The organism is Acinetobacter sp. YH12072 (genome assembly GCF_013419565.1).
GTDB lineage: Bacteria > Pseudomonadota > Gammaproteobacteria > Pseudomonadales > Moraxellaceae > Acinetobacter.
Window position 1 is genome coordinate 17,579 of record NZ_VOZV01000002.1, and the last position, 26,064, is coordinate 43,642.

The window sequence follows — 26,064 nt, forward strand, 5'->3', positions numbered from 1 at the left end:
AGCCATAAAAAAAGGACTCATTTGAGTCCTTTTTTTATCTGTTGAACTTATTTTACGTAAGTTAACCAGTGCGCATATTTAGGGTCTTTACCCTGAACTGCATCAAAGTAAGCTTTCTGGATTTGAGTTGTGATTGGACCACGTACGCCTTCACCAATTTGACGGTCATCATATTCACGGATTGGTGTTACTTCAGCAGCAGTACCAGTGAAGAAAGCTTCATCTGCAATATAGAATTCGTCACGGGTAATACGGCGTTCTACCACTTCATAACCAAGATCTTTAGCAATGGTAATAATCGATTGACGAGTAATACCGTCTAATGCGCCACCAGCGATGTCTGGAGTATGAATTACGCCATCACGTACCAGGAATACGTTTTCGCCTGAACCTTGGCATACATAGCCTTGCGGATCAAGCAGCATTGCTTCGTCATAACCAGAATGTGCCACTTCTTGGTGAGCAAGAATCGATAATGTGTAGTTACCAGATGCTTTGGCTTTACACATCGTCACGTTTGGATGATGGTGTGTGAATGATGAAGTTTTTACACGAATACCTTTCGCCATCGCATCATCACCAAGGTAAGCACCCCAGCTCCACGCTGCAACTACAGCATGAATAGTATTGTCAGTAGCAGCAATACCTAATTTTTCAGAGCCAATAAAAATAATTGGACGTAAATAGCAAGATGCCAATTTATTTTCACGAACCACATCAATTTGAGCTTGTTCTAATGTTGCATGATCAAATGGAACTTTCATTTGATAAATTTTTGCAGAATTGAGCAAACGTTTGGTGTGTTCTTTCAGACGGAAAATAGCCGTTCCATTCGGGGTTTCATAAGCACGGACACCTTCAAACACACCCATGCTGTAATGCAAAGTATGTGTTAATACGTGAGTTTTCGCCTCACGCCAGTCTACTAGTTGTCCATCTTGCCAAATGAAACCATCACGATCAGCCAAATTCATGCCACAAACTCCAATTTTTCACAATTATTCACTATCCGGTGCAAATACTGCACTTGGATCAATCAGTCTTTGCCATAACTTGCAAACGGTCTTTCGGGTATCGTGCCAGTCGCTTGCAGACACTTGCATGGATTGATTTGCAAGGGCTAAGCGATGGCTCTCGGCGCGTTCACGGAGATAAGCTTGAATCAGAGCAGTCGCATCGTCGCTGGATAAGCAACCTGATTTTGCGGCATCCTCAAGGATTCTTACATTGTCGGAGTAATGGGCGAGATCTTTATTCGTCCCACTCCAAGCTAACACCGCATACTGTGCCATAAATTCGATATCAACGATACCACCTGCATCTTGTTTTAAATGAAAAATCCCATCTTTTTTTTGCTCTTTGGAAGAACCCAGATGATCTTTCATTTTCTGACGCATTTTCAGAACTTCACTACGTACATGACAGATATCGCGTTTCTGGGTAAGAATTTTACAGCGTAGTGCTTCAAATGTCTCTCTCAAGCTATTTTCACCGGCAATGGAGCGTGCACGCACCAAGGCCTGATGTTCCCACAGCCATGCATTTTTCAACTGATATTGCTCAAATGCTTTCAGGCTAGTGACCAGCAGCCCCGCTTCTCCAGAAGGACGTAGACGGGTATCAACTTCATAGACACGTCCATCCAGTGTTTGTGTGGTCATGAGCGACATAAACTTCTGTGCTACGCGCATAGCGAACTCAAAACCGCTAATCGGCTTGAGACCGTCCGTATCAGCCTGCTCGCCCATATAATGAATGAAGACCAGATCCAGATCCGAACCATAGCCCAACTCAATGCCACCGACTTTGCCATAGCCAATGACGGCAAAAGCCGTATGTTCTATCGAGCAGCGCTGCCCTTCTGCATCCAGCGGAAAACCATGTCGTTTGGCCACAATCTGATAAGCCAGATGTAGCGCAGCATTCACTGAGACTTCTGCAATATCCGTTAAGGCATCCGAGACTTTCATTAAAGGACTTTCTGCCAACACATCACTGGCCGCTACCGCAAGTACATTGGATTTTTTAAATAGGCGCAGCACCCGCATCTGGTCTTCAACCTGATCAATTTCGATTCTGAGCAATTGCTGACGCAGGCTATCTTCCAGATCCTGACGCTTAGGCAATTCAAAATCCATCGACAGGAATTCATCCAGCAATACCGGATAATGAGTAAGTTCCTCACAGATCCAGGGGCTGACAGTCGCCATTTTTACCAAACGCTGTAAAGCACCCTTGCTTTCAATCAGCATTACCAGATAAACGGTACGACGCATGACGGATTCAACCAATGGCATCAGGCGGACCAGTGCAACTTGCGGTTTATCTGATTCTAGAATGGCTTCAATCAGGTAGGGCCAAAATGTTTTTAAACGTTGAATGGCTTTAGCTGGCAATTTTTTTAAGGCATGTCCATGCCAGAATTCATGCACCAGATTTTTTGCATGATCATCCAAAACTTCATTCAGCTGTTGTTCGAGTTGAGAAAAACTTTTACCTTGTGGTTCTGGCCCATTTTCCTTGATCAAGTGCTCAAACTGGTAAATCACTTTAGCGCGTTTTTGATCCAGCACTTCCATAAAGGCGGACCAGTCTGAAAAGCCCAAAGTATCCACAATACGTTGACGTAAATCTGGCTCAGTCGGCAAACATTGGGTTTGTTGATCATGCAGCGCCTGAATAGCATGCTCTACCCGACGAAGGAATAAATAGGCATCTTCGAGGTCAGTCACCGCCTGTTCATCCAGGAGTTCAGCCTCATCCAGATGATTCAGGCTGACCAGACATTGCCGGTCTTGCAGCTCTAACTTGGCTCCGCCATAAATCAGCTGAAAAACCTGCACTATAAATTCAACTTCACGAATCCCGCCTGCGCCAAGCTTGATATCATCTTCAATATTACGGCGCTGTACTTCACGCTCAATCATCGCCTTCATTTCGCGCATGGCTTCAAAAGCGCTGTAATCGACATATTTACGGAATACAAAAGGACGGGTCATATCCAGCAGTTCATCACCTTCTGGACTCGGATTGACGATGCGGGCTTTGATCCAGGCATAGCGTTCCCATTCACGCCCATGCTGGCTAAGATATTTTTCTAGTGCGGCATGACTGATGGCCAGAGCAGAACCATCACCCCATGGTCGCAGACGCATATCAACGCGGAATACAAAACCTTCAGCGGTGATATGGTCTAGCAGATAGATTAACTTTTGTCCCCATAGGATACAGAACTGCTGAACGTCAATGCATTTGCGCCCATCCGTTTCACCCTGTTCATCAAAGGCAAAAATCAGGTCAATATCACTGGAAAGGTTGAGTTCCTGAGCGCCCAGCTTGCCCATTGCAATGATGATGAGGTCTTGAACTTTACCGTTATAGCCAATTGGCTGGCCATATTTGGCGACTAGAGGAATACGGGCAAACTCTTTGGCAGCGCAAATGCAGGCATCGGCGAAATCAGACAGCTCTCGAGTCAGTGTGATGACATCGGTGAGTTGATTGGCATCCTGCCAGATCCAGCGGAACATCAGGCGAGCACGCAGAATACGTAAACTACGCATCCACATGGTTTCATCGCTGATATTTAATAGATTGGAATAGATTAAGTCTTGAATCTGTTCAGTGCCGAGTGATCCCTGAAACTGATCAATTGCATAATCCTGATTCAATAGATCTTGATGATTGGCCAATACCTGTTCTGCATACTGACTGGCTCTTAAGGTTTTCTGCAATTGTACCGCATCCATCACTCGGTGATTCCCTCAAAACTTTTATTTAGTTATAGCAGGAGTTCAGGCCGAGTGGGAACGGTTTTAATAGAAATTTATGATTTTCAGGACTTTTCAGTATGCAGGTCTTCAAGTACCAATGCCTGATGATCATTGGTCACTTTAGGTAAATGCACAGTAAAGGTGGTTCCAGCGCCTTCTTTAGAATCTACGACAATCTGTCCATGGTTCAGGTCTACAAAACGCTTACACAGTACCAGACCCAGACCTGCGCCTTTCTCATTGTCTGTGCCTTTTAAGCTCACTGTGAGATTAGGTCTAAACAGATTTTCCATTTGCTCTTCAGTCATACCGAGACCAGTATCCTGAACAGTAATCTTGACTTGCTCACCTTCCATTTCAGCAGCCAGAATCACCTGGCCACCCTGATCAACTGGAGTAAATTTCAGCGCATTCGATACCAGGTTCTGCAAGACCGAAGTAATCATATTGATATCAGCATGCACCTTAATATCTTCAGGAACCTGGTCAATCAGCTCAATATTCTTTTTCAACGCCAGACTTTTCAGTACATCACAGACAATTTTAGTAGACTGTTTTAATTCATAGTTAATCGGATGATAAACGAAACGTCCACCCTCGGCCATCGCCCAGGTCAACAGACTTTCTAACAAGTTATACGTCGATTGAGCCGTATCATATAAATAATCAGAAATACTCTGGATACTGGATTCATCCAGAGTGTCACGTTCCTGTGCCAGCACTTCCGAGAAGCCTAACAAGCCATGGAAAGGTGCACGCAGGTCATGAGCAATAATTTGGAAGAATTTGGTTTTACTGAAGTTTTGTGCACATTGCTGTTCGTATAACTCTTTCAGCTGTGTATGTTCCTCATTCAGTTTAACTCGTTTTACTAAAGATTCAGCAAATTGCTGGACGATAATAATAGCTTCCTGATCAAATACTTCAGTCTGATCGTCAAAGAAAACCACCTGCCCCAAAGACTGTCCTTGGGCTGATTTCAAATTGAATGCTACGAGCCGCTGATGGACTACGCCAAGGCTGTTCACATGATCTGATAGTTCTACATATGCAGGATGATTTTGATCGATCACATCCATTTCTTGTAGATATTTAGGGATGTCCACATTCTGTGGTACGTGCAAAGCGCGAAAACCGAGCGGACAGCTGTACCAGATATAAGGTTCCGTATGGAATCCGATGATACAGGTCTTAACGCCGAGTACTTTACGCGCGACCTTACAGAAGGTGTCTAATAAATTGTCAGAGGTATAGACACCTAAAATGAGAGATATACGGCACGAGCTTAACTGCTCCGTATTCTGACCGATCTCTAGCAGTTTTAGTTCCATGTCTGCCTCTCTGGATGTTATGGAATATAGGATAAAAATTACAACCGACTAAATTGATACAATCAATAACAAAGATTCTATATTTACTCAACGTTAAAATCTCATTTATCGACTAAAGGATTTGTTAACTTATTTCTCTAAAGATACATTGATAGCTTAATACCTTGATATTTAAATATTAAGAATTACTTGAGAAAATATTCCTCTTATAAAAAATTACATATAATTATTTGAAATTCCTGAATTCATTTCAAATTGTTTCAATATCATCTGAGTTCTGAAATCTGAGGAAGATAAAAACAGCTCATTTTTCTTCTGATCTTTAGGTAAATAAAAGCTTTTGAATTTTCAAATATATAGAAAATACTTATTGTCACCTTCTGAAAAAATAGATCGCCAATAATATTAATTTGCCCTAAATTTATTTCTATTTTTTAAATATTCTTAATAATCATAAAATATTGAGTGATTTAAATAGTTTATTTATGCACTAAAACCAATTTTTTACGTAATCAAAAATATTAAAAGTTTACATTTTTTTACAGTTAACAATGACTTATAGGAACATTCTTGAATTTTCATGGAAAATAAAAATTAATTAGAGTGAATAAAAAAAGCGACAAAATATCGCTTTTTTATTCATTATAATCAGTTATCTGAAATCAGGGCAACTTGCTGCACATAGTTAAACAGCTTTTGCTTTGAGGCTGCCACTTCTTCTTCCGGTGCCTGATTTTTTAGATCACGATGCACACGTAAATAATGCTGACGTAAGGTATGACGCTCTGTCGCATTATAGGTTTTGGTAAATTCATTAATTGCAGGATCACCATCTTTCACGATACGGTCAACCCAACGCTGCAATTGTGCTGTCTTTTTCAAACCCTGTTTCGGAGTCAGATAAGACAGAATCACGGTTTCATTTTCATTACGAAGTAATTTACCAATACGTGAAAATTGACGACGGCGTGCTTCATGTGAACTGATTTGCTGGACATCCAGCAAAGCTTCAATCAGACGTTCTTCAACGGGTAAATTTTTAATTTGTTTCGCACTCAGTTCTGCCAACTGTGCGCCTAAAGCAGCCATACGCTGAACTGCTTTTTTCTGTTCGGTTTTACTTGCGCGTCCCTCTAAAGATTCAAAGTCTTCTTCAGTTAAACTGCTCGGTCGACGTGCCACGATTAATCTGCCTCATAAAATTTTGCCGCAAACAGTGCCTGAATTTCAGATAAGGCCTTTTCCTCATCTGCACCTTCAATCACCAAGCGTAAAGTTGTTCCTTTGCCCGCACCAAGCATCAGCAAGGACATAATATTTTTGGCATCAACCAATTTGTCCGACTTGCCAATCTGGATATTGGAACGAAATTTGGTGGTAACTTCAATGAGTTTACCTGATGCACGCGCATGTAAACCTAGTTTATTAATTACGTCAACAGTCGTATCAATCATGACCAGTGCTTCATTTCTCGGTGGAGGACTTGAATAGACCATTTTGCCTCAAGCGCTTTTTTTAGTCTATCCACAATATAAACAGAACGATGCTGGCCGCCAGTACAACCAATCGAGATGGTCATATAATGACGATGACCCTCAGCAAAGGTCGGCAGCCATTTGTCTAAAAAATGATAAATATCCTGGAACATGTCTTCGACCTGATCACTTTTTTCCAGGAATTCCTGTACCGGCTGATCCAGGCCTGAATATTTACGCAGCTCGAGTTCCCAATGCGGATTCGGCAAATGACGGACATCAAAAACATAGTCAGCATCTAAAGGAATGCCATGCTTATAGCCAAAAGATTGCAGAATCACAATCAGGTTATCGGTCTGCCCCAGCTTGTACAGCAAGGTATGTTTTAGATCATGCACGCTTTTATCGGTGGTATCGATATGCACTGTAGAGCGGAGCTGGATTGGCATCAGCAGGACTTTTTCTTCCTGAATACACTGATGCAGGCTCTTGAAACGGGCAGCCAAAGGATGCGGACGGCGTGACGCACTAAAACGGGCAATCAGCTCCTGATCCTGCGTGGTCAGATAGATGACATCCACCGTACCATGCTGTTGCAGCTGTTCAAACACATGGTCGAATTCCTGCAAATCTGCACGGGTACTACGTACATCCACCCCAAGCGCCAACTGTTCCAGATTATTTTCACAGTCCAGCTTCGCCACAATTTCAGGAAGTAAGGCCAAAGGCAGATTATCAATACAGTAATAACCCAAGTCTTCAAGTACCTGCAATGCAGAAGATTTACCTGAGCCAGATTGTCCTGTCACAATTAAAATGCGCTTCATGCCTTACGATCCTTTTACTTATCCAGCTGCATATTTGATCTGCAGATTATCAATCAGACGAGTTTTCCCTAATTTCGCCGCGATCAGAATCACGACATCCTGATTAAATTCATCAATTTTCTGCAATTCCGGTGTACGGGCTTCTATATAGTCCACTACCAGACCTGCATCTGTCAAAGTTTGACGGATACCAGCCAGTGCTTCCTCCAAAGTTTTACCTGCATGTAACTGCTGCTCAGCAGTTTTCAGACTCTGGAAAATGACTGGTGCTGTTGCACGTTCCTGCTCGCTTAGATAGCCATTACGCGAACTAAGTGCCAGACCATCTTCAGAGCGGGCAATTGGCACACCAATCACTTCCAGTGGAATATTCAGGTCTTGAACAAACTGACGAATCACAGCCAATTGCTGATAATCTTTCTGACCAAAGAAAGCATAGTTAGGTTGAACAATATTAAATAACTTGGTCACCACGACCGCCACACCATCAAAATGACCCGGACGCTGTAAGCCACATAGATCATTGGTGATACCAGATACACTGATATTGGTCAGACGTGGCTTATTACCATACATCTGCTCTACAGTTGGGGCAAAGACAATGTCACAACCCACATCTGCCAGTAACTGCTGATCCTGCTCTAAAGTACGTGGATAATTATCAAAATCCTCATTAGGTCCGAACTGGATCGGATTAACGAAAATACTCACAACAACGACATCACACAGTTTACGCGCCTCACGCACCAGATTCAGATGCCCCTGATGCAGGTTGCCCATGGTCGGGACAAAACCAATAATTTTACGCGCAGAACGTGCAGGATTGAGCGAAGCAGATAATCCTTGGATGGTTGTTTCTGTTTTCATGTTACAACTCGACTTGGAATGTTTGTTCAGGTGCTGGGAATGAACCATCTAAAACAGCCGCATGATAGGCTTTAAATGCATCCAGAATTGCAGTCGCACCAGACTGTTCTTTCATAAAGTTACGTACAAATTTCGCGGTATGGCCAAAGGTTAGACCAAGCATGTCTTGAACGACCAATACCTGGCCATCAGTGGCTGCCCCTGCTCCAATACCAATCACTGGAATATGTGGGAAAAGTTCAGTAATTTCCTGACCCAATTGTGCAGGCACGCATTCCAGCAACAGCACTGCTGCACCGGCTTCAACCACTGCCTTACAGTCAGCAATCAGTTGATCGGCCGCTTCACGGGTACGGGCCTGTAGCTTATAGCCACCAAAGACATGCACCGACTGCGGTGTGAGACCCAAGTGAACACAGACTGGGATCCCGTTACGGGTTAGAACCTGAACGGTTTCCGCCAACCAGGCACCACCTTCCATCTTGACCATTTGTGCACCGGCCTGCATCACCGTTTTTGAGCTTTGTAATGCATCATTCAGAGTGGCATAACTCATAAATGGCAGATCAGTCATAATCAGTGCATGCTGATTGCCACGGCGTACCGCTGCGGTATGGTAAGCCATATCTTCTACAGTCACAGGCAAGGTTGAATCACGACCTTGAATCGACATACCCAAAGAGTCGCCTATCAGAATACTGTCAACTTCAGCAATTTCCATGGCTTTGGCCATACTGGCGTCATAGCAAGTCAGGCAAGAAAATTTGCGTCCTTCCGCTTTATATCGTCTTAAATCACTGAGACTGATCATGAAGATGTTCCTCTATTATTGAAGTTCTCTCGAACATGCCAATAATTAAAAATTAAATATTTGCCCAATTCGTGCGGTCAAAAACCGTTAAGGTTGATTGCTTGACGATGTCCAGGTCTTTTAATGTGTTTCCATTCAGCTGCAAGTTGGCATCAATATCCAGTAATGGCACCAATACAAAGTCACGTTCCAGCACGCCCACATGCGGTACGGTTAACCGTTCATTTTGAATTTGTTCATCACCGTAAATGAGCAGATCCAGATCCAAGGTACGTTCACCCCAATGACGTAGACGCACACGCCCAGCCTCTTGTTCGAAGGCTTGCAGACGATCCAGCAGATCCAGCGGTGCCAGATCCGTAATTAACTGTACGACAGCATTAAAATAATTCGGCTGATCTTGTGGCCCCATGGGTGGGCTTTGGTACAAGTGTGAGGTTTTTACCTGCCCCAAACTTGCCAGCTTTTGCACGGCTTCAGCCAGAATCTGGCGTGAATCGCCCAGGTTACTTCCTAAACCGATATAGGTCACTGTCATTGTGTAGGCCCAAAAATAACCTGGCTTAAATCACGCTGTACCCGTTTACGCTTGGTAATTGGATGGTCTGCACCAATGTCGCCGCTGGCACTGGCCGCCACATGAGAAATCGGTTTGCTACGCTCATTCTCAAATTTGGCTTTACGCGCACGACGGCTACGTGGTTCCGGCTCATTCACCAGAGGTTCAATCTCGGTTGCTACATCTTGTGCAGCCAGGCGCTGTTCCAGATGTTCTTCCTGAGAAGCCTTGCGACGGCTCTTGGCACGCTGACGGTTATATTGGGCAATGGCACGCTCTTTTTCATCGCTGCCCATTTGCTGATAGGCTTCCCACCAGCTTCCCATACCCTGTGCAGTTTCATCGCCTGATTTTTCACGCAGCAACAAAAAGTCAAAGCCGGCACGGAAACGTGCATGACCTGATAATGCTTCAATTTGCTGTGGTTTTGGATTGAGCAAGCGGGTTTGCATTTCCCAGACTTCACGAATGAAAGTTTCCGCAAAGCGTGGAATCACAGTACGGGTAGCCTGACGTTTCAGTACATCCAGTCCTGCCTGTGCACGTGCTTCTGCAGGCACGGCCCCTTTAGACAGATAAAAATCACAGCGCTCTAGGAACGGTTGCCACAACAATACCGCATAGAAGAAAGCCGGATTGATGGTCTTGCCAATCGAAATACGCTGATCGGTATTTTTCGCTGCCAGTTCAATAAATGCAGTAATGTTTGGCTTGATATCGGCAAACAGCTGACGCCAGATGCCAAAATCGATCAGCATTGGCATCACACGATTCAGATGTCCCATAGTGAATAGCTTTTGCGATTCATCATAGAGACGGTGTGGAGACACATCACGTAGAAGCTGGGTCATTTCCGGAGTGAAAATATCCAGAATGGCTTTATCAATACTGAAATTGAGTTTGGCTGCAAAACGTAAAGTTCGCAGCATCCGGACCGGATCTTCCTCAAATCTTAGAGTCGGATCACCCAGTAAACGCAGCGTTTTGTGTTTAATATCATCTACTGCATTGCAAAAATCCAGCACGATACCTTTGCGTGGCTGGTAATACATGGCATTGATCGAAAAATCTCGACGAGCAAAATCCTGCTCAATGGTGCCCCAGTTATTATCGCGCAGGATCATCCCTGCTGCAGAGGTCACCGCTTTTTTAGGAGGCGCACGGAAAGTTGCCACTTCAACCAGTTCACGGCCCGAATAGACATGCGCCAGCTCGAAACGTCGTCCGATAATCCGACAACGCCGTCCGAACACTTCTTTAACCTGAGCTGGTGTAGCATTGGTCACTGCATCGAAATCTTTGGGATTTAAACCCAGCATCAGATCCCGGACACCACCACCTACGATATAAGCTTCATAGCCTGCCTTGGTTAAGGCATCAATCACATCGAGAATATAAGAAGGTAATTGAGCGGTTGATAAACCACATTTTGACGCGCGCAAAGTTTGCAAAAGACGCTGTCTCCTACGTCTGAACGTAAAATTCTAAGATGACGCTAATCATATCGCTTACACCGCTAAAGGGCAATTTGATTATGTCATTCTCATGGTTCAGATGGATGGCTTATTTACAATAAATTCAGCATGCTTACAAAGCCAGTTTATCCTTGTTTTTGGCAAATAAGGCCGGCCCGATGCCTTTGACCTGTTGAATATCTTCAATTGTTTTAAATTTACCATTTTTTTGCCGGTATTCAATGATCGCTTCCGCTTTCTTCTGCCCGATGCCATTTAACTGCTGTAACTGCTCAATACTGGCCTGATTCAGACTGATTTTATCAGCAGCTGAAGAGGCGGATAATGCAGGTTTAGCCAGATAATGGTTGTTTTCAGAAACGGGGGTAGCAGCAGCAATTTTCTTCTTCAGGCGTGCATCATGCTGCTGCTGACGTACTTTCCATTCTGCATAATCGGTTGCAGTTGCATGTACTGTTCCAATTGAAGTATAGGCCAGCCAAATGCCTAGCAGGACAGTATTAATCCATGCTGGACCTATGCGATGTTGTACTTTGTTCATGAGCGGCTCTTTGTTTTAATTCTAATTTGGCCTGTTCCCAGAGCTGATCCAATTCAGCCAATGACAGGCTTTCCAGATTGAGTTGCTGTTGTTCTGCCCGATCTTCCATCAGGGCAAAGCGAGTCCGGAATTTATGGATCGTGCCCAATAATGCCATCTCGCTTGAGACACCAAGTTTACGACCAACATTCACCAGTGAAAATAAGCAGTCTCCAAATTCTTCGAGTATTTGATCGGAATTTTGTCCAGCAACGGCTTCTTTGAGTTCAGCCAGTTCTTCTTCCAGCTTGCCATAGGCACCCGCGACATCTGGAAAGTCAAAGCCGATTTTGGCGACATTTTTCTGGATCTCATCCGCCTGTTGCAGTGCAGGTGCATGCTTGATCTCATCCAAACGTGAACGTGGCTTACCCTGTTTTTCTTTCTGCTTGATTTCTTTCCAGAGTACCGAGACATCTTCAGGACTCAGCTGTGCAAACTGTTCAGCCTGAAATACATGCGGATGGCGTCGGATCAGTTTATCGGTAATCGCCTGCACCACATCCTGAAAATCAAAAGCGCCCTGCTCGCTATACATTTGTGACTGAAATACGACCTGTAACAGCAAATCCCCTAGCTCATCCCGCACTTCATTGGTTTGGCCAGAGCGCACCGCTGCTTCAACCTCATAGGCCTCTTCAATCGCGTATTTGGTCAGAGATTCGGGAGTTTGCTGCCGATCCCATGGACATTTTTCACGTAACTCACGCATGACTTGGAGTAATTGTTCCACCGTAAAACCTCTTCTTTACCAAATAGCCGCATTATTTTGCCTGTTTCTTGTTATGCTCAAGAAAAAAAAGACAATAAGGAGATCAAGCACATGCACAGTATATTGATTAGTGGTGCAGCACAAGGAATTGGTGCCGCGACAGCCAGGCTATTTTACCAGCAAGGTTATAAAGTCGGAATTTATGATATTAATCTTGAACAGGCAGAACAATTGGCCCAGCAACTCGGTGAACATGCCAAAGCTGGCTTTCTGGATGTAACCGATTATGCATCATGGGAAACTACTCTATCTGAATTCGCATCCTGGTCAGGTGAAATCAATATTCTGGTAAATAATGCCGGGATTTTATATTCTGGTCCTTTTGAAGAAACGAATATTACTAATCACCATCGCACCCTTGACGTGAATATTAAAGGCGTCCTGAATGGCTGTCATGCTGCTTTACCCTACTTAAAGCAGGCTTCCTTTGCCCGGGTCATTAACCTGTCTTCAGCATCGGCGATTTATGGCCAAGCGGATCTGGCTTCCTATGCAACCAGCAAATTTGCGGTTCGTGGTTTGACTGAAGGACTAGATATCGAATGGCAAAAATATGGCATTCGGGTATTTGATGTGATGCCGCTTTTTGTTAGCACTGCAATGGTGAAAGATATGCAGGCCGAAAGTATCAAAAAAATGGGCGTGCATCTAAAAGCTGAGGATGTAGCGCAGGATATTTTCAAACTGGCACAGCTAAAAGATTCAATTTGGCAAGTGACCCATCATCCAGTCGGATTCAAGAGTAAGTTTTTATTTCACTTATCTCGAATGAGTCCACAGTTCGTTAACCGGCTGAGTAATTTAATGATTGCCAAACAATAAGAAATATTTTGGGCTTACTCTACTTTCAAACAGCTTGATGAATCTGAATCGTTGGAAATCTTAGGCCTTTACAAGAATACTCGCTTTGCCAGGCCACAGTGAGCATGCAACCCGCTAAAGTATAGTTTTGATAGGCATAAATTCCAATTTCTGGATGTTCACAACGTCCTCCATCTTGATGTGGATGAATCTGGGTATTCAGCTCATTCAGGTTCATCCGGATTCCAAGGCCTGACGCTTTTAGGACCGCCTCTTTGGTGGTCCAGACTTTAAACCAGTATTCAGGATCGTAATCTAATGCCTGCCACTGTTTCAGCTCTTCAGGATGAAAAGCGTGTTGGGCTAGGGCTTCAAAACGTACATTTCGATTAAGTTCTTCGATATCGATCCCCAAATTCTGAATATGTTTGCTTGTTGCTAATCCATAAAAGTTTTGGCTATGCGTATGATTAAAGCCATAGTCTGGATGGGCTGAAAGATAGGGTTTGCCGTATTCGGTGGCAGCAAAATCTGAAGACTGAACCGGTCGATTGAGTTGATCTGAAAGTAGCTGATTACGATGATTATAAATCGCAAGTTTACGCTGCTTAATTTGCTCTACTCGTGATTGATGAGGATCTGTGAAAAAGAACTGATCAATTTTTTGTAGATAAATTTGAATATTACGCGACAATGCAAAACTCTTAAAAACAGATCGACATCTGCATTTTACGTCGCCAGACAGAAAAAGAAAGCCTGTTCGAAAACAGGCTAATTTCATACATATTAGATAGAATCTGAAATATCAACTGGTTTTGCTGCTGCAGATTCTGGTGCTTTAAAGTTTAAGCCCGCTTTTTTCATCAGCTGTGGATATTCAACCAGTGCCATCGTCGAGTTTTTGGCAATACCCGTAACATCACTCAGTAAACCTTTAGCATCCATCAATGACATACCGCTATTAGAAAGACTCATTGGATTAGTCAGCAATTGCATCGATACCTGCTTACTATTCACGACCAATTCACGTGCAGATAAACCTGCAATTGCAAAGTTGGTCAGTGAATTTACCAAAAGTTGTTTCTGGCTCACACTTAATGCATTAATACGTTCAAGTGTTGCAGCTTCATCTTTTTTCGATGCTTCTAAAACTTCATCGGTCAGTTTGGTAATTTCTTTCTGGATTGCTGCTTTTTCTTTCACATCAGAAGTTGTTTTTAAGCTATTTAACTTGGTTTTCAATTCTTCGCTGTCCTTACGTTCAGCAAACAAGGTTGCCAGTGCAGTACGGCTCTGAGTAAACATAGCATTGGTAGCTTGGGCCTGTTTCAAAAAACCAGCCAAATCCAGATTTTGTGTAGATGTCCCAGTGGTGGTTTCAACTACTTTTGAAGCCAGACTGCTCAATGTTCCAAGACCTGCATGAGCTTGTGATGTTAATACAGCACTACCTACAATTAATACGCTTGCGATTTTTTTCATAATGTTTCCCCTCATAATTCCTTATTGAACTGCATCGGCCTTTTGCACGATCTGATTTAAAATTTTTGGTAATGCCTTGAACATCTGAATGTTGTACATTTCATGACGATGGGTGATATCAATACCCTTTAAATTGACTTCCTGTTGCAAGCCAACAGCTCCCACACGTTCCTGTTTTGCATTAAAACGGCGTGCTCCTCCAGCCAGTACCAAAGTGGCATCACAACTGGATTTGTCCACATTACATTTGATAGAGTCTTCTTTGACTTGGATCTTGAATGCCGGTTGTAAGCATTCGTCTTTTGGCACATACAAGTCTAATTTAAGCTGTTTTTTAAAGCCGGCATTTTCGGTCATTCTGGCAATCGACGTTTGTAAACTGGTCTGGCCTTTGAATCCTGAGCCAGTCGCATAAAATGGACGTTTAGACTGACTGGTAAATGCGTGATAAATCAGTGGCCCAAATCCATAAAATGGAATTTCACCTACTTGATCGGTATGTAGACTTGGACACAATACCCGTGCAAGTTTTGAGTCACCGACAGCCGCATGACTATCTACCAAAATACTGTCACCCGAACGTACTGGCAGACGGTCATTTCCACTTACAGGGAAATCCAACTGTGCTTTAACTTTAGCCCCTTGACGCTCAATTACTGTAGCTTCCCAAGTTGGAATTAATACTTCACGCTGGGCAACTTTTTCACGATTATAGACATGAATTTTCATTCCTGTAGTTAAACGTTCGCCGGCATCCTGAATCGTAATGGTTTCGCTACCGCCACTCGATACCTGCAAATCTGAACGGGTAAACTGAATCCCTTTCTGGAATTGCTGGCCCAATTTTACCAAGGCATTTTTAAGTGCAACTTCTTTACGCGTATCTAGTGAAAAACCCATACCTTGAGAAATAGTTTCATTAATTTCATCAGTGGCATGTGCGGAATAAATCACACGTCCTGAACGGTCGATCATTTCGGCAAACACTTCACTATGAACTACTTGCTGCTGGGTCATCTTTCCGACTTGCTGCTGATAACCAATCACAGGAATCACATTTATACGAATGAAAAATTCAGGCAGTTCACGCTGCAGCTGAGTTTCCTGATTGCTCAAACCTGTCTGCTCACTGATACTCTGTGCCAATGTGCTATAACGTTTATTCACCGGTGTAAGGGTGAATGAGGCATTTTCCCCAATTGCATCAGAAAAAATCTGTTCAATCAGATCCTTTGACTCACCTTGATAGGTCAAGACATCAACAACTAAAGTTTTAGGCTTATTCAATGCCTGACGGGTATTGGCTGAAATCTTGCTGAACTGGCTAGCACTACCACTCATCAATACAGGCAATGCCACTGCATAATCGCTGTCAGCATGCACCACCCGAATCAGATCTCCTGACTCTGAACTCAACTCATCATCTTTAGCAATACCCTGATTAAAGCCTTTGTCCAAAACCAGATAGGATTTCCAGCGATCAATTACCTTGGTCTGCACCTCAGATACTTTGAATTTCTTTTGGAGATCCTGAGCCAGTTGCTGAGTCAGAGTCAGCAAACTGCTTTGAAATTTCTGTTGAACTGCCTGACGGGTTGCAGCTGTTTCAATATCGTTTGCTAAGACCTGAATTGGCTGTGACAGAGTTGCACTATCGGTATAAATCACTTCCCCAGACAGGACATTGGTTAGCTTTAAACTTAAGGTAACAGGCAAAAAAATCTCGGCTGTAGATTCTTTTTGCACTACATATTCACTGGCGCGCAAAACTTCCAGCGAAGCCACATAAGATCGATGTTTATTCTGCTGAGAAATAGAGGCAACTACCTGATCTTGCAGAGCCTGTTTCAACTGCTGCTCGAAGGTTCGTGCAACCTGTTGACGAAGCGCTTCGTTCGATACTGCCTTGCTAAAGTCACAGGAAATCGACGAAGCATTTGCTTCTATATGGTCTGCTGATTGACGGCAAGGCAGTTCCAGCCCGTAAATTCCCTTAGCCGGAAAAACCTGAATATTCGCTTGCGCACTGACAGCACCCATGAGTGCTACAGCAAGCGCGACTTTTTTAAAGCTTATTTGCATTGGGTACCACCAATACATAAAGTGATGGTATTCCCTGCCTGCAAGCGTTCGGCATTAGATAGAACAGGATTCACACGACGCAGCTCTTTTGCAAGTTCGGCACTTAGAGGCTTTTCACTCTTATAAGTCATGGTCATTTCAACCAATTTGCCATCTTGGGTACGGATATCGATATTTTCAGCACCGTCCATTTCATCTAAAGCTACATAGAGGTCATCCCCCAAACGGCTAGAGACACTGCCCGATACGCTCTTCACAAAGAGAGTAATTTCTTTACCATACATGCTGCGGTTTTTCGAATAAGCCAGAATTTGTGGACCAACTTCAGTCAAAGTCATTTCACCCAATTTACGGGCAACATTGGTCCGGCAAGAATCTGTCGTTGCTGCTGTAGAGGATTCAGTACGAGTATCACCGCCCATCAGCGTGCCATCATCAACTGAATAAATTTTATAGCTGATTGCACCATCACACACGAATTGGCCCGTTGCACCTGAACGGCCACGATCAAAAATATGAGAGCTACCAACCATGAACCAGTCCGCTTTTTCCTGACGAGCAGCAGCTGCGAGTTTGGCCAGTTCTGCATCACTCAGTAATTGCTGAATGCTCATACTGCGCCCTTTTAAATAACGGCTACGGAACAGATCCGAATCCATTAAACGCAGGTCATATTTAGATGCCGAACTAGCAATCGCATTCAGTGTCTGGTTTTCTCGTTCTGGCTTTGTAGATGGTGTTTGATATTCCACATATTTCACAAAGCTTTGGATGTCATTCTGGCGCTCAGACTGGCTATAACGTGCTGACTCACTAGCGTTATAACTTGCTGAAGATGCAGATTTGCCTGAATTGTTATGACTGGATGAACGTGCTGCGACGCCTACGCCTGCACCATAGTAATTGTCATAAGCATAACCTGCTGCAGCCGATGACTTTCCTTTCGAGGAATAAGATGAACTTTCACTTGCTTTGGCACTTTCTTTCGCGTCATAGCTGGCTTTTTCATCATAGGCATAGCTTTTATCAGAGAAGTACGAAGTAAATTCTTTAACCGGTTTTGAATTGTCACGTGGTACACCGAAATACTCATCCATCACAATCATGATCGGACTGGTTCGACTAGCCTTTTTAGATAGCCCCAGATCATTTAAGATCTGACGAAATTCCTGATCATCCATTTCAATTGAAATAGAAGTCACTAGCTCTTTGTTGCCATTAGTTTGGCTACCACGATTAAATACGTAGCTATTGTCAACCTGTTTCACAATATCTGCCAGATGCGGCTGGGCATCTTGCATGGCTTGGGGACCATTAATTTTCTTGATTAAAGCAATGACCGCATCAGTTTTTGCATTATTCAATGCTTGATTACGTGTAGCTACCGGATCTTTTTTATTAATAGGGCTACTACCCTCACCATTTACTTTGATCAGTTCAGCGCACGCAAGGCTTGGTAAGCCCACCATACAGATTAAGGCCAATGCTGTTTTTTTCATGTTCCCCTCACACTGCCAAAATCCAGGCAATTATTTATTGTGATCTTTTTCAGTCAATTTTCATTCTTGTGAATGAGTTAACAATTTTATACAAATATAGTACATATAACATTAACATTTAATTTATTTTTATACTAAATGATTAGAATTAAACAAATATTTAATTTTTTCTAAATTTACAATTTAAGTTTACTAATATATTTTTATTTTCTTAGATATAAAAAAGCCTGCTTTCGCAGGCTTTTTTATTTAACTATGGCAATTAACCACGTTTAAATTTTTTCTCGGCTTTCTTAAATTTCTGTACATAACGACGGCGACGCGCAGCAGTCCGCTCGTCCAGTTGTGACTTGCGACCTTCAAACGGGTTTTCTGAGGTTTTAAATTCAATTTTTACTGGTGTACCTTCAAGTTTGTAAACTTTACGGAATACGTTTTCCAAGTAACGGCGATAGTCCGCAGGTGTCTTATCTACCTTATTACCATGAACCACGATAGTCGGTGGATTCTGTCCGCCCATATGCGCATAACGCATCTTAATGCGACGACCTTGTACAGTAGGCGGTTGGTGCGCTTCAGTGGCATCATTCAGGATCTGAGTCAGCTTCGCTGGTGATACTTTCAGATGTGAAGAATCATAAGCACGGTGAATCGACGGATACATCTCACCGACCCCTGTACCATGTAACGCAGAAATCAGGTGGATTTTCGCCCAAGGAATAAAGTCAAAACGACGCTCTACATCGAGCTTACATTGTTTACGATCATATTCGGACATGTTGTCCCATTTATTAATCGCAATCACCATAGCACGGCCAGCTTCCAGTGCATAACCGATCAGGTGCAAGTCCTGCTCTACAATGCCTTCACGGGCATCCACCACAATCACCACTACGTGCGCATCTTTCATCGCCTGTAAGGTTTTCACAATTGAGAATTTCTCAATCATTTCATCAACCTTACCTTTACGGCGTACCCCAGCGGTATCAATCAGGGTGTATTGACGACCATCACGCTCAAAAGGAATATAGATTGAGTCACGCGTCGTTCCTGGCTGGTCAAACGCTACAACACGCTCTTCACCCAATAGACGGTTTACTAGTGTCGATTTACCTACGTTTGGACGACCAATAATTGCAAGACGTAGACCAGTATTCTTGTCATGTTCTTCTGGACTTTCATCTTCAAGCACATCTTCAAGTACTTCTTCCAGCATTTGCTGTACGCCACGGCCGTGGCTGGCAGCAACCTGCATAGGCTCGCCCATACCGAGTTTATAAAACTCGACCAGAGCAGCTTCAGCATGCACACCATCAACTTTGTTAGCTACAAGAAAAACTTTCTTGCCCAAAGTACGCAGTTCACGAGCGATCTGTTCATCAGATGCCAGTAGTCCGGCACGTGCATCGACCACAAAAATGATCATGTCGGCTTCATGGATCGCAGTTTTAGACTGCTCAGCCATGTAGGAGTCAATACCGCCTTCATTTTCACCGATACCACCAGTATCCACGACAATGAAAGATTTGTTTTGATAGATCGCATCACCATATTTACGGTCGCGTGTCAGACCAGCAAAGTCTGCCACCAATGCGTCACGGCTCTTGGTTATCTGGTTAAACAGAGTTGATTTTCCGACGTTCGGACGACCAATGAGCGCAATTACGGGTTTCATAGATTAACCTTTATTCAATATCAGGCTGTCTAAAAATGGCCTGAACATCAGAAAGTTTTGGAAGAAAAAGGGAATAGGATTAAAGCCTAAAATAAATAAAAACACGGGGCATTGAACATTCAATCACCCCGCGTAAAAAATACGGTTGGCTTATTTTAGCATAAGCCAAACAAAAATTAACGATTCTGCCAGATGCTTAATGCACCCTTGCGAGTCGAAACATAGAGCTGGTTGTCAATTACACGTAAATGACGCACTTCACCAGAAGTTTTAGCACGGCCAATAATCTGCCCTGTTGATGGATCCAGCAGGTGCAATACTCCGTCCAGATCACCTACGACAAGCTCAGTTCCGAGCATTACCGGATTGCTCAGCTGACGATTCAACAACTGATCATTTTCCCATAAAGGCTGACCAGTGGTAATTTCATAAGCACTGATTTTACCATCAGTTTGGGCAACGAAGACGCCATTGCCCACCACTTCCGGACGCTGGATACTGCTGGCATCTTCGCTCCAGATCACCTGTTGTGAAGCCAGATCAAATACAGTCACCTGACCTTGATAGCTGGTGGTCACAATAAACTGACCTGCTACGACAGGATCACCGTCAATATCGATCAAACGCTGAATGTCCGAACGACCATCCGAGATTGCAACACGGCGCTGCAATTTAGGCACACCACTTAAGGCATCGATTGCATAAATATAAGCATTTGAAGTCGCAATCAATACATTACGCGCATCTAAAGGCACCGGAGCCGCCATGCCACGCAGGCTAAACTGGACATTCGGTAAATCATAGGTCCAGACCTGAGCGCCTGAGGCCACTTCGTGAGCATATACAGTACCGTCATTAGTGACAGTAATTACGCGACCTGCATGAATCAAAGAAGGCGCCAAGATGGCACCAGTCAATTGTGCAGTCCAGCGTTGTTCGCCAGTCTGCTGATCCAGTGCGATCAGTTGGCCTTTGTTGCTGCCAACCACCACGATCCCATCAGCGGCTTCAACGCCAGAGCTTAACGTATCTTTGCTGACTTTTTTCTGCCACAGGCGCTGCTTGCCATTAAAAGCAGTGACTTCACCTTTAGGGTCGATCGCAAATACGACTCCGTTATCCGCATCCAGACGTAAACGTAGCGGATCAGCCTTCTCTGTTGAAGAAACACTGGTCGAAAATACAGGAACAAGTGTTTTAGTCTGACTGATTTTTGGAAGTGGATTCGGTTTTACTTCTGGTACTTTATTGGTCTTACCCGCACAGCCAGCGAGTGCAAGAGTTAAAACAGTTAAAGCACAGGTGATTTTATATGTTCTGTTCATTCAGCTTCTTCCACTTGTGTTTCTATAATTGGGCGTTCGATTTCCGGGTCATCGACCAACACGCCTACGCTTTCGAGCTTAATTTGTAAAATTTGACGTTCTTCTTTACGTTCAATCAAAGCATCCCATGCACTTTGATATACTTTTTTGGCATTTTCAATATCATTTTTGGCAACATAGATATCGCCACGTGCTTCATCGGCGGTTGCTTTAAATGCAGGTTCAGTCACTGCATCCAAAGTTTTCAGGGCTGCATCATATTTTTTCTGTGCTAATTGTGCATAAGCCAGACGCAATTTAACGACCTGAACCAGGCCTTTATCATCAACTTTAGAGTTTTCAACTTTTTGTAATGCTTTCTCAGCGGCAGCGTAATCCTGCTTGTCATAAGCCAGTTTCGCCATGACCAACTGGGTTTGAATCGCTTGAGCTGAATCTGGCGCTTCTTTGACAATCTTGTCTGCAGTTTCAGATAGCTTGGCAAAAGCATCACCATCTGCAGCCTGTGCTTCATCCATCAGTTGCTGAACCTTGGCAGTCTGCATTTGCGATTCCGCCAGGTTTTTCTTCTGCCAATATTCCCATCCGAAAAAGGCAATCAGCGCAACCAGAATCCCGATAATGATCGAAGAACCATACTTCTTCGTGAAGGATTTTAAACTTTCAAGTTGTTCATCATCAGTCATTGCGCTCATGCGATTACCTTTTTCCTAATGTTTTATCGATTATTTTGAAGAAATTTTAGTACTGAAAAATGCGACAAAGTCAGCAAATGGCACAGTAGATTGCTCTGCAGTCGCCAGCTCTTTCACCGTAAAGCTTTGTGCTTCAAGTTCACGCTCACCGATAATGGCTGCATATAAAGCACCGGCCTGATCGGCTTTTTTCATTTGGGACTTCATTGAACCTTGTGAGCCGACTTTCAGACGAATGTTACTGCCTGCAGCTCCCAGTTGATCACGAATCTGTTCGGCCAATACCAGTGCTTTACCTTGAGAAGCAGGATCGGCAACCAGGAATACTTCGCAATCACGTACTGGCGTATTGTCTTCAACCTGTTCCAGTAGAAGCAATAAACGCTCCATCCCCATCGCGAAACCAACTGCAGGCACAGATTGATCCGCTTTGCCTTTCAATTGACCGACTAAGCCGTCATAACGACCACCAGCACATACAGTACCTTGTGAACCCAAGTGGGTAGTCGTCCATTCAAATACGGTTTTATTATAGTAGTCCAGACCACGTACCAGTTTTTGATTGATGACAAAGCTAATACCGGCATCTGACAAATACTGTTGCAACTGGTTAAAGTGTGCCAGTGTTTCTTCACCCATAAAGTCGTGAAGTTTAGGCGCATTTTCTAGGATACTTTGAGTTTTGGCATCTTTCGAATCCAAAATACGCAGTGGATTAGTCGTCAGACGGCGCTGAGAATCTTCATCCAGATCCGCTTTATGCGCTTGCAGGAACTCTACCAGTGCCGCACGATACGCCGCACGTTCATCAGACTCGCCCAAAGTATTTAGTTCGAGTTGCACCTTGTCAGCCACGCCCATACGTTTCCATAGACGTGCTGTCATCAGGATCAGTTCTGCATCTTGATCAGGCGTTGCCACACCAAATGTTTCCACGCCAAACTGGTGGAACTGACGATAACGGCCTTTTTGCGGTTTTTCATAACGGAACATCGGTCCGATATACCAGACTTTCGGGGTCGCACCACGAAGCAGGTTATGTTCCAGCATCGCACGTACACAGCCCGCTGTTCCTTCAGGACGTAAAGTCAGAGACTCAGGCGGATTACCTTTGTCCAGGAAGGTGTACATTTCTTTTTCAACGATATCTGTGGCATCACCGATTGAACGTTTAAACAGATTGGTCTGTTCAACTATCGGCAAACGGATCTGTTGATAGCCATAGGCATCCATCAGACCTGACAGATGCTGTTCAAGACGTCTCCAAGCTGGGGTTTGCGTTGGGAGAATGTCATTAAAACCTTTGATTGCGACGATTGAACTCATGATCTACTCAGAAAAACTTGTGCGAATAATTTCTTTTGATTTGGCTTCTTCAAGCTCGGAAACACGTTGACGAACCATTGATTCGATTTCATCAACCAGTTGATTGGTATCGATTAAATGGCTCTTTTCACCATTACGATACACCAGTGAGCGCGGACTTGCACCTACTACACCGATATCGGCTTCTTTGGCTTCGCCCGGACCATTCACTTTACAGCCAATTACAGACACATCCATCGGAACACGGACATCTTCCAAACGTTCTTCAAGGGTCTGCATTACTTTAATCACGTTAAATTCCTGACGTGAACAGCTTGGGCAGGCAATGAAGTTAATTCCGTTAGAACGAAGGCCCAGCGATTTCAGGATATCAAAACCAATCTTGATTTCTTCTTCAGGCTCAGCTGCCAGAGAAATACGCATGGTATCGCCAATACCTTCCATCAGCAGACCACCCAAAGCAATCGCTGATTTCACTGAACCAGTACGATACACACCCGCTTCAGTCACACCCAAGTGCAGTGGATTATCAATCTGTTTAGACAGCAGACGATAGGCATCCATCGTCAAAAACACGTTTGATGCTTTGACCGATACTTTAAATTCATGGAAATTCAGACGATCCAGAATGTCGATATGACGCATCGCAGATTCCAGCAATGCTTCACCTGTTGGCTCGCCATATTTCTTTTGAATATCTTTTTCCAGTGAACCGGCATTCACGCCAATACGCATGGAAATGTCGTTATGACGTGCAGCCGCCACGACTTCACGAATCTTGGCTTCTGAACCGATATTACCCGGGTTAATACGCAAACAGTCTGCACCCAGATCAGCAACAGCCAGCGCAATCTTATAGTCGAAGTGAATATCTGCAACCAGTGGTACGTCGACTTGCTTACGGATTTCACCAAATGCAGCCGCTGCCTCCATACTTGGGACAGAGACACGCATGATATCCGCACCTGCATCTACACAACGCTGAATTTGTGCAACAGTTGCTGCGACATCGCAGGTTTCAGTATTGGTCATTGACTGAACAGTGATCGGTGCATCACCACCGACATAGACAGAACCGACACGGATTTTACGTGTTGGACGGCGCTGAATTGGATTTACGATCATGATTTCGCCCTATCTGCTCACCATTAACGTGATAAACGGAAATCTGCTTTTCCGTTAACCGTATAAGGTGACAATGCAATACTTTCATTATTTAAACTGAGTGATACTGCTGTCGCATCATCCAGTCGGATCTGGAATGGCGCTTCACCGCTCAGCTCTATAGTAGACGCTTGACGGCCAGTGGCTAGCACGTTACCGCCTGCATCTACAATATGCACAGAGGTTGGACGGCTAAAATCAAGCTTAAGCTGATCACCGGACATGGCAGCACCGGCATCCAGATTCAAAATCTCAACATCAGAAGAAGTGTCAGCAACTTCAGCATTATTTGAACTGCTTTCTGACCAGTTCTGGATCATGGCGACCAGTGCACCCAAGATCAGTACTACGACCAGCGCAATCAGACCGCGTTTTAACCATTTGCGGTTACGATCACGCTTTGATCCTGGCAATTTACCCATGATCTTGATTGGAGAATCTTTCAGAGCATGCGTTGCAACCATACCGGTATCATTGGCATAAATTTCATCAAAACGCTGAATCAGGCTAGAAGCATCGACACCGAGATATTTGGCATAGGTGCGGTAATAACCCTTAATAAAAGTCGCTTCAGGCAAGGATTTATAATCATCCTTTTCCAAGGCATTCAGGGTTTTTACCGGAATATTGAGTTCTTTGGCAACGTCTTCAAGCTCACGTTGCTGATTAATACGAATCTTGCGTAAGTACTCGCCTGGACGCTGAACATTTCCTAACGCGTTTGGAGCTACGCTCGAATTATTCGAATCTGAATTAGGATTTACTTCCATACGGCCTCAGTACTGTACTGTAATTGCAAATAACGTTGGTATTCCGGGCTTTCAGGGAACAATGCACGTAATTGATTGACCAAAACCTGCATGCCTAACTGATCGCCACTGGCACGCGCAGTGCGAATGCCAATCCAGAGCGCACGGGCACTCTGGTTTTTCTGCCCCACGCCACGTACAAACTGTTCATACATTTGAGTCGCGGCCGGGAACTGCTGGTTCAGATAAAAAATTTCTGCCAACTCTAACATTGATATATACGAAGCGCGATTAGCCTGTAGTGCCTGTTTGAATGATTTTTCAGCATTCGCCAGATCCCCCTGTTTCAGGTAAATCCGCCCCATATTTTCAAGGGCACGAAATCGCTGGTCATAACCTAAAGTTGCGCCAGCAATTTCGAACTGCTCAATCGCATCTTTATAGCGCTCAAGCTGATATAAATAGGTGCCGTAGTTATTTCGTGCCTGGGCATTCTTTGGATCTGCCGAAATTGCACGCTTGAAATAACCTTCGGCTTTTTCAAGATTAGGTTTACTGCCTTCCTGCTGAAGCAGCACCCCCATCATCATATTGGCTTGCGAATCACGCGGATTAGTTTCCAGTGCCTGATCCAGCGCACGTTTGGCTGAATCCAGATCACCGTTTTTAAGATATTCAACCGCCAACTGAGTACGAACCTTGGTGGCTTTTTCCGGATCCTTCTGACCTAGATCTGGCGTTTGACACGCAGTTAAAACCAAAGACCCACATACTACTGAAACCAAAGCAAGTTTAG

General features: G+C 43.9%; 24 protein-coding genes. 1 reads left to right on the forward strand and 23 read right to left on the reverse strand.

Going from position 1 to position 26,064, the window contains the following annotated elements:
- Window positions 1-47: 47 nt before the first annotated feature.
- The 12 genes from FTU19_RS01305 to mazG form a co-directional block, all read right to left on the reverse strand.
- The gene (locus tag FTU19_RS01305; RefSeq protein ID WP_180002350.1) at window positions 48-974 is read right to left on the reverse strand and encodes a branched-chain amino acid transaminase; all 927 of its coding nucleotides are present in this window, start codon (window positions 972-974) and stop codon (window positions 48-50) included.
- A 24-nt stretch (window positions 975-998) separates the two neighbouring features.
- Entirely contained in the window at window positions 999-3,749 is a 2,751-nt protein-coding gene (gene glnE / locus FTU19_RS01310; RefSeq protein ID WP_180025153.1) for a bifunctional [glutamate--ammonia ligase]-adenylyl-L-tyrosine phosphorylase/[glutamate--ammonia-ligase] adenylyltransferase, read from the reverse strand.
- A gap of 86 nt (window positions 3,750-3,835) precedes the next feature.
- The gene (locus tag FTU19_RS01315; RefSeq protein ID WP_180025135.1) at window positions 3,836-5,104 is read right to left on the reverse strand and encodes a sensor histidine kinase KdpD; all 1,269 of its coding nucleotides are present in this window, start codon (window positions 5,102-5,104) and stop codon (window positions 3,836-3,838) included.
- A gap of 648 nt (window positions 5,105-5,752) precedes the next feature.
- Window positions 5,753-6,286 carry a ribosome biogenesis factor YjgA gene (yjgA, locus tag FTU19_RS01320; RefSeq protein WP_005232100.1) on the reverse strand — a complete coding sequence of 178 codons (534 nt, stop codon included), beginning with the start codon at window positions 6,284-6,286 and terminating at the stop codon, window positions 5,753-5,755.
- Window positions 6,287-6,288: 2 nt separating this feature from the next.
- Window positions 6,289-6,558 (reverse strand): HPr family phosphocarrier protein, encoded by a 270-nt coding sequence (locus FTU19_RS01325; RefSeq protein ID WP_180025134.1) that lies wholly within the window; start codon window positions 6,556-6,558, stop codon window positions 6,289-6,291.
- Window positions 6,555-7,406 (reverse strand): RNase adapter RapZ, encoded by an 852-nt coding sequence (gene rapZ / locus FTU19_RS01330; protein ID WP_004782131.1) that lies wholly within the window; start codon window positions 7,404-7,406, stop codon window positions 6,555-6,557. The genes FTU19_RS01325 and rapZ overlap by 4 nt, the downstream gene beginning before the upstream one ends.
- An 18-nt stretch (window positions 7,407-7,424) precedes the next feature.
- Window positions 7,425-8,273 (reverse strand): pantoate--beta-alanine ligase, encoded by an 849-nt coding sequence (gene panC, locus FTU19_RS01335; RefSeq protein WP_180025133.1) that lies wholly within the window; start codon window positions 8,271-8,273, stop codon window positions 7,425-7,427.
- Between the two features lies 1 nt (window position 8,274).
- Entirely contained in the window at window positions 8,275-9,084 is an 810-nt protein-coding gene (panB, locus tag FTU19_RS01340; RefSeq protein WP_004782128.1) for a 3-methyl-2-oxobutanoate hydroxymethyltransferase, read from the reverse strand.
- A 52-nt stretch (window positions 9,085-9,136) separates the two neighbouring features.
- Window positions 9,137-9,622, reverse strand: a complete 486-nt coding sequence (gene folK / locus FTU19_RS01345; protein ID WP_179992366.1) for a 2-amino-4-hydroxy-6-hydroxymethyldihydropteridine diphosphokinase — start codon at window positions 9,620-9,622, stop codon at window positions 9,137-9,139.
- A complete protein-coding gene (gene pcnB / locus FTU19_RS01350) occupies window positions 9,619-11,094 on the reverse strand; it encodes a polynucleotide adenylyltransferase PcnB (RefSeq protein WP_180025132.1) in 1,476 nt (491 codons plus the stop codon). The genes folK and pcnB overlap by 4 nt, the downstream gene beginning before the upstream one ends.
- 136 nt (window positions 11,095-11,230) lie before the next feature.
- A complete protein-coding gene (locus FTU19_RS01355; RefSeq protein WP_159124105.1) occupies window positions 11,231-11,659 on the reverse strand; it encodes a ComEA family DNA-binding protein in 429 nt (142 codons plus the stop codon).
- Complete coding sequence (mazG, locus tag FTU19_RS01360) at window positions 11,619-12,431, reverse strand: nucleoside triphosphate pyrophosphohydrolase (RefSeq protein ID WP_180025131.1); 813 nt, start codon at window positions 12,429-12,431, stop codon at window positions 11,619-11,621. The genes FTU19_RS01355 and mazG overlap by 41 nt, the downstream gene beginning before the upstream one ends.
- A gap of 90 nt (window positions 12,432-12,521) precedes the next feature.
- Here mazG and FTU19_RS01365 point away from each other — a divergent pair, with 90 nt between their 5' ends.
- Window positions 12,522-13,292 (forward strand): SDR family oxidoreductase, encoded by a 771-nt coding sequence (locus FTU19_RS01365; protein WP_179992370.1) that lies wholly within the window; start codon window positions 12,522-12,524, stop codon window positions 13,290-13,292.
- Between the two features lie 25 nt (window positions 13,293-13,317).
- Here the strand turns inward: FTU19_RS01365 and FTU19_RS01370 are convergent, their stop codons facing one another.
- From FTU19_RS01370 to pilW, 11 genes are all read right to left on the reverse strand, one after another.
- The gene (locus FTU19_RS01370) at window positions 13,318-13,965 is read right to left on the reverse strand and encodes a 4'-phosphopantetheinyl transferase superfamily protein (protein WP_180025130.1); all 648 of its coding nucleotides are present in this window, start codon (window positions 13,963-13,965) and stop codon (window positions 13,318-13,320) included.
- 92 nt (window positions 13,966-14,057) lie between these two features.
- Window positions 14,058-14,753, reverse strand: a complete 696-nt coding sequence (locus FTU19_RS01375; protein ID WP_180025129.1) for a hypothetical protein — start codon at window positions 14,751-14,753, stop codon at window positions 14,058-14,060.
- Window positions 14,754-14,774: 21 nt separating this feature from the next.
- The gene (locus tag FTU19_RS01380) at window positions 14,775-16,835 is read right to left on the reverse strand and encodes a hypothetical protein (protein WP_180025128.1); all 2,061 of its coding nucleotides are present in this window, start codon (window positions 16,833-16,835) and stop codon (window positions 14,775-14,777) included.
- The gene (locus tag FTU19_RS01385; protein ID WP_180129968.1) at window positions 16,826-18,334 is read right to left on the reverse strand and encodes a hypothetical protein; all 1,509 of its coding nucleotides are present in this window, start codon (window positions 18,332-18,334) and stop codon (window positions 16,826-16,828) included. Before FTU19_RS01385 ends, FTU19_RS01380 begins: the two co-directional genes overlap by 10 nt.
- A 262-nt stretch (window positions 18,335-18,596) precedes the next feature.
- Entirely contained in the window at window positions 18,597-20,009 is a 1,413-nt protein-coding gene (gene der / locus FTU19_RS01390) for a ribosome biogenesis GTPase Der (RefSeq protein ID WP_180025127.1), read from the reverse strand.
- 176 nt (window positions 20,010-20,185) lie between these two features.
- Entirely contained in the window at window positions 20,186-21,334 is a 1,149-nt protein-coding gene (bamB, locus tag FTU19_RS01395; RefSeq protein WP_180002361.1) for an outer membrane protein assembly factor BamB, read from the reverse strand.
- Complete coding sequence (locus FTU19_RS01400; protein ID WP_005232125.1) at window positions 21,331-22,029, reverse strand: tetratricopeptide repeat protein; 699 nt, start codon at window positions 22,027-22,029, stop codon at window positions 21,331-21,333. Before FTU19_RS01400 ends, bamB begins: the two co-directional genes overlap by 4 nt.
- Window positions 22,030-22,059: 30 nt before the next feature.
- Entirely contained in the window at window positions 22,060-23,355 is a 1,296-nt protein-coding gene (hisS, locus tag FTU19_RS01405; protein WP_180025126.1) for a histidine--tRNA ligase, read from the reverse strand.
- A 3-nt stretch (window positions 23,356-23,358) separates the two neighbouring features.
- On the reverse strand, window positions 23,359-24,480 hold the full coding sequence (gene ispG, locus FTU19_RS01410) for a flavodoxin-dependent (E)-4-hydroxy-3-methylbut-2-enyl-diphosphate synthase (RefSeq protein WP_004782104.1): 1,122 nt from the start codon (window positions 24,478-24,480) through the stop codon (window positions 23,359-23,361).
- Window positions 24,481-24,503: 23 nt separating this feature from the next.
- Window positions 24,504-25,289, reverse strand: a complete 786-nt coding sequence (locus FTU19_RS01415; protein WP_179992375.1) for a helix-turn-helix domain-containing protein — start codon at window positions 25,287-25,289, stop codon at window positions 24,504-24,506.
- Complete coding sequence (gene pilW, locus FTU19_RS01420) at window positions 25,280-26,053, reverse strand: type IV pilus biogenesis/stability protein PilW (RefSeq protein ID WP_373683619.1); 774 nt, start codon at window positions 26,051-26,053, stop codon at window positions 25,280-25,282. The genes FTU19_RS01415 and pilW overlap by 10 nt, the downstream gene beginning before the upstream one ends.
- Between the last annotated feature and the right edge of the window lie 11 nt (window positions 26,054-26,064).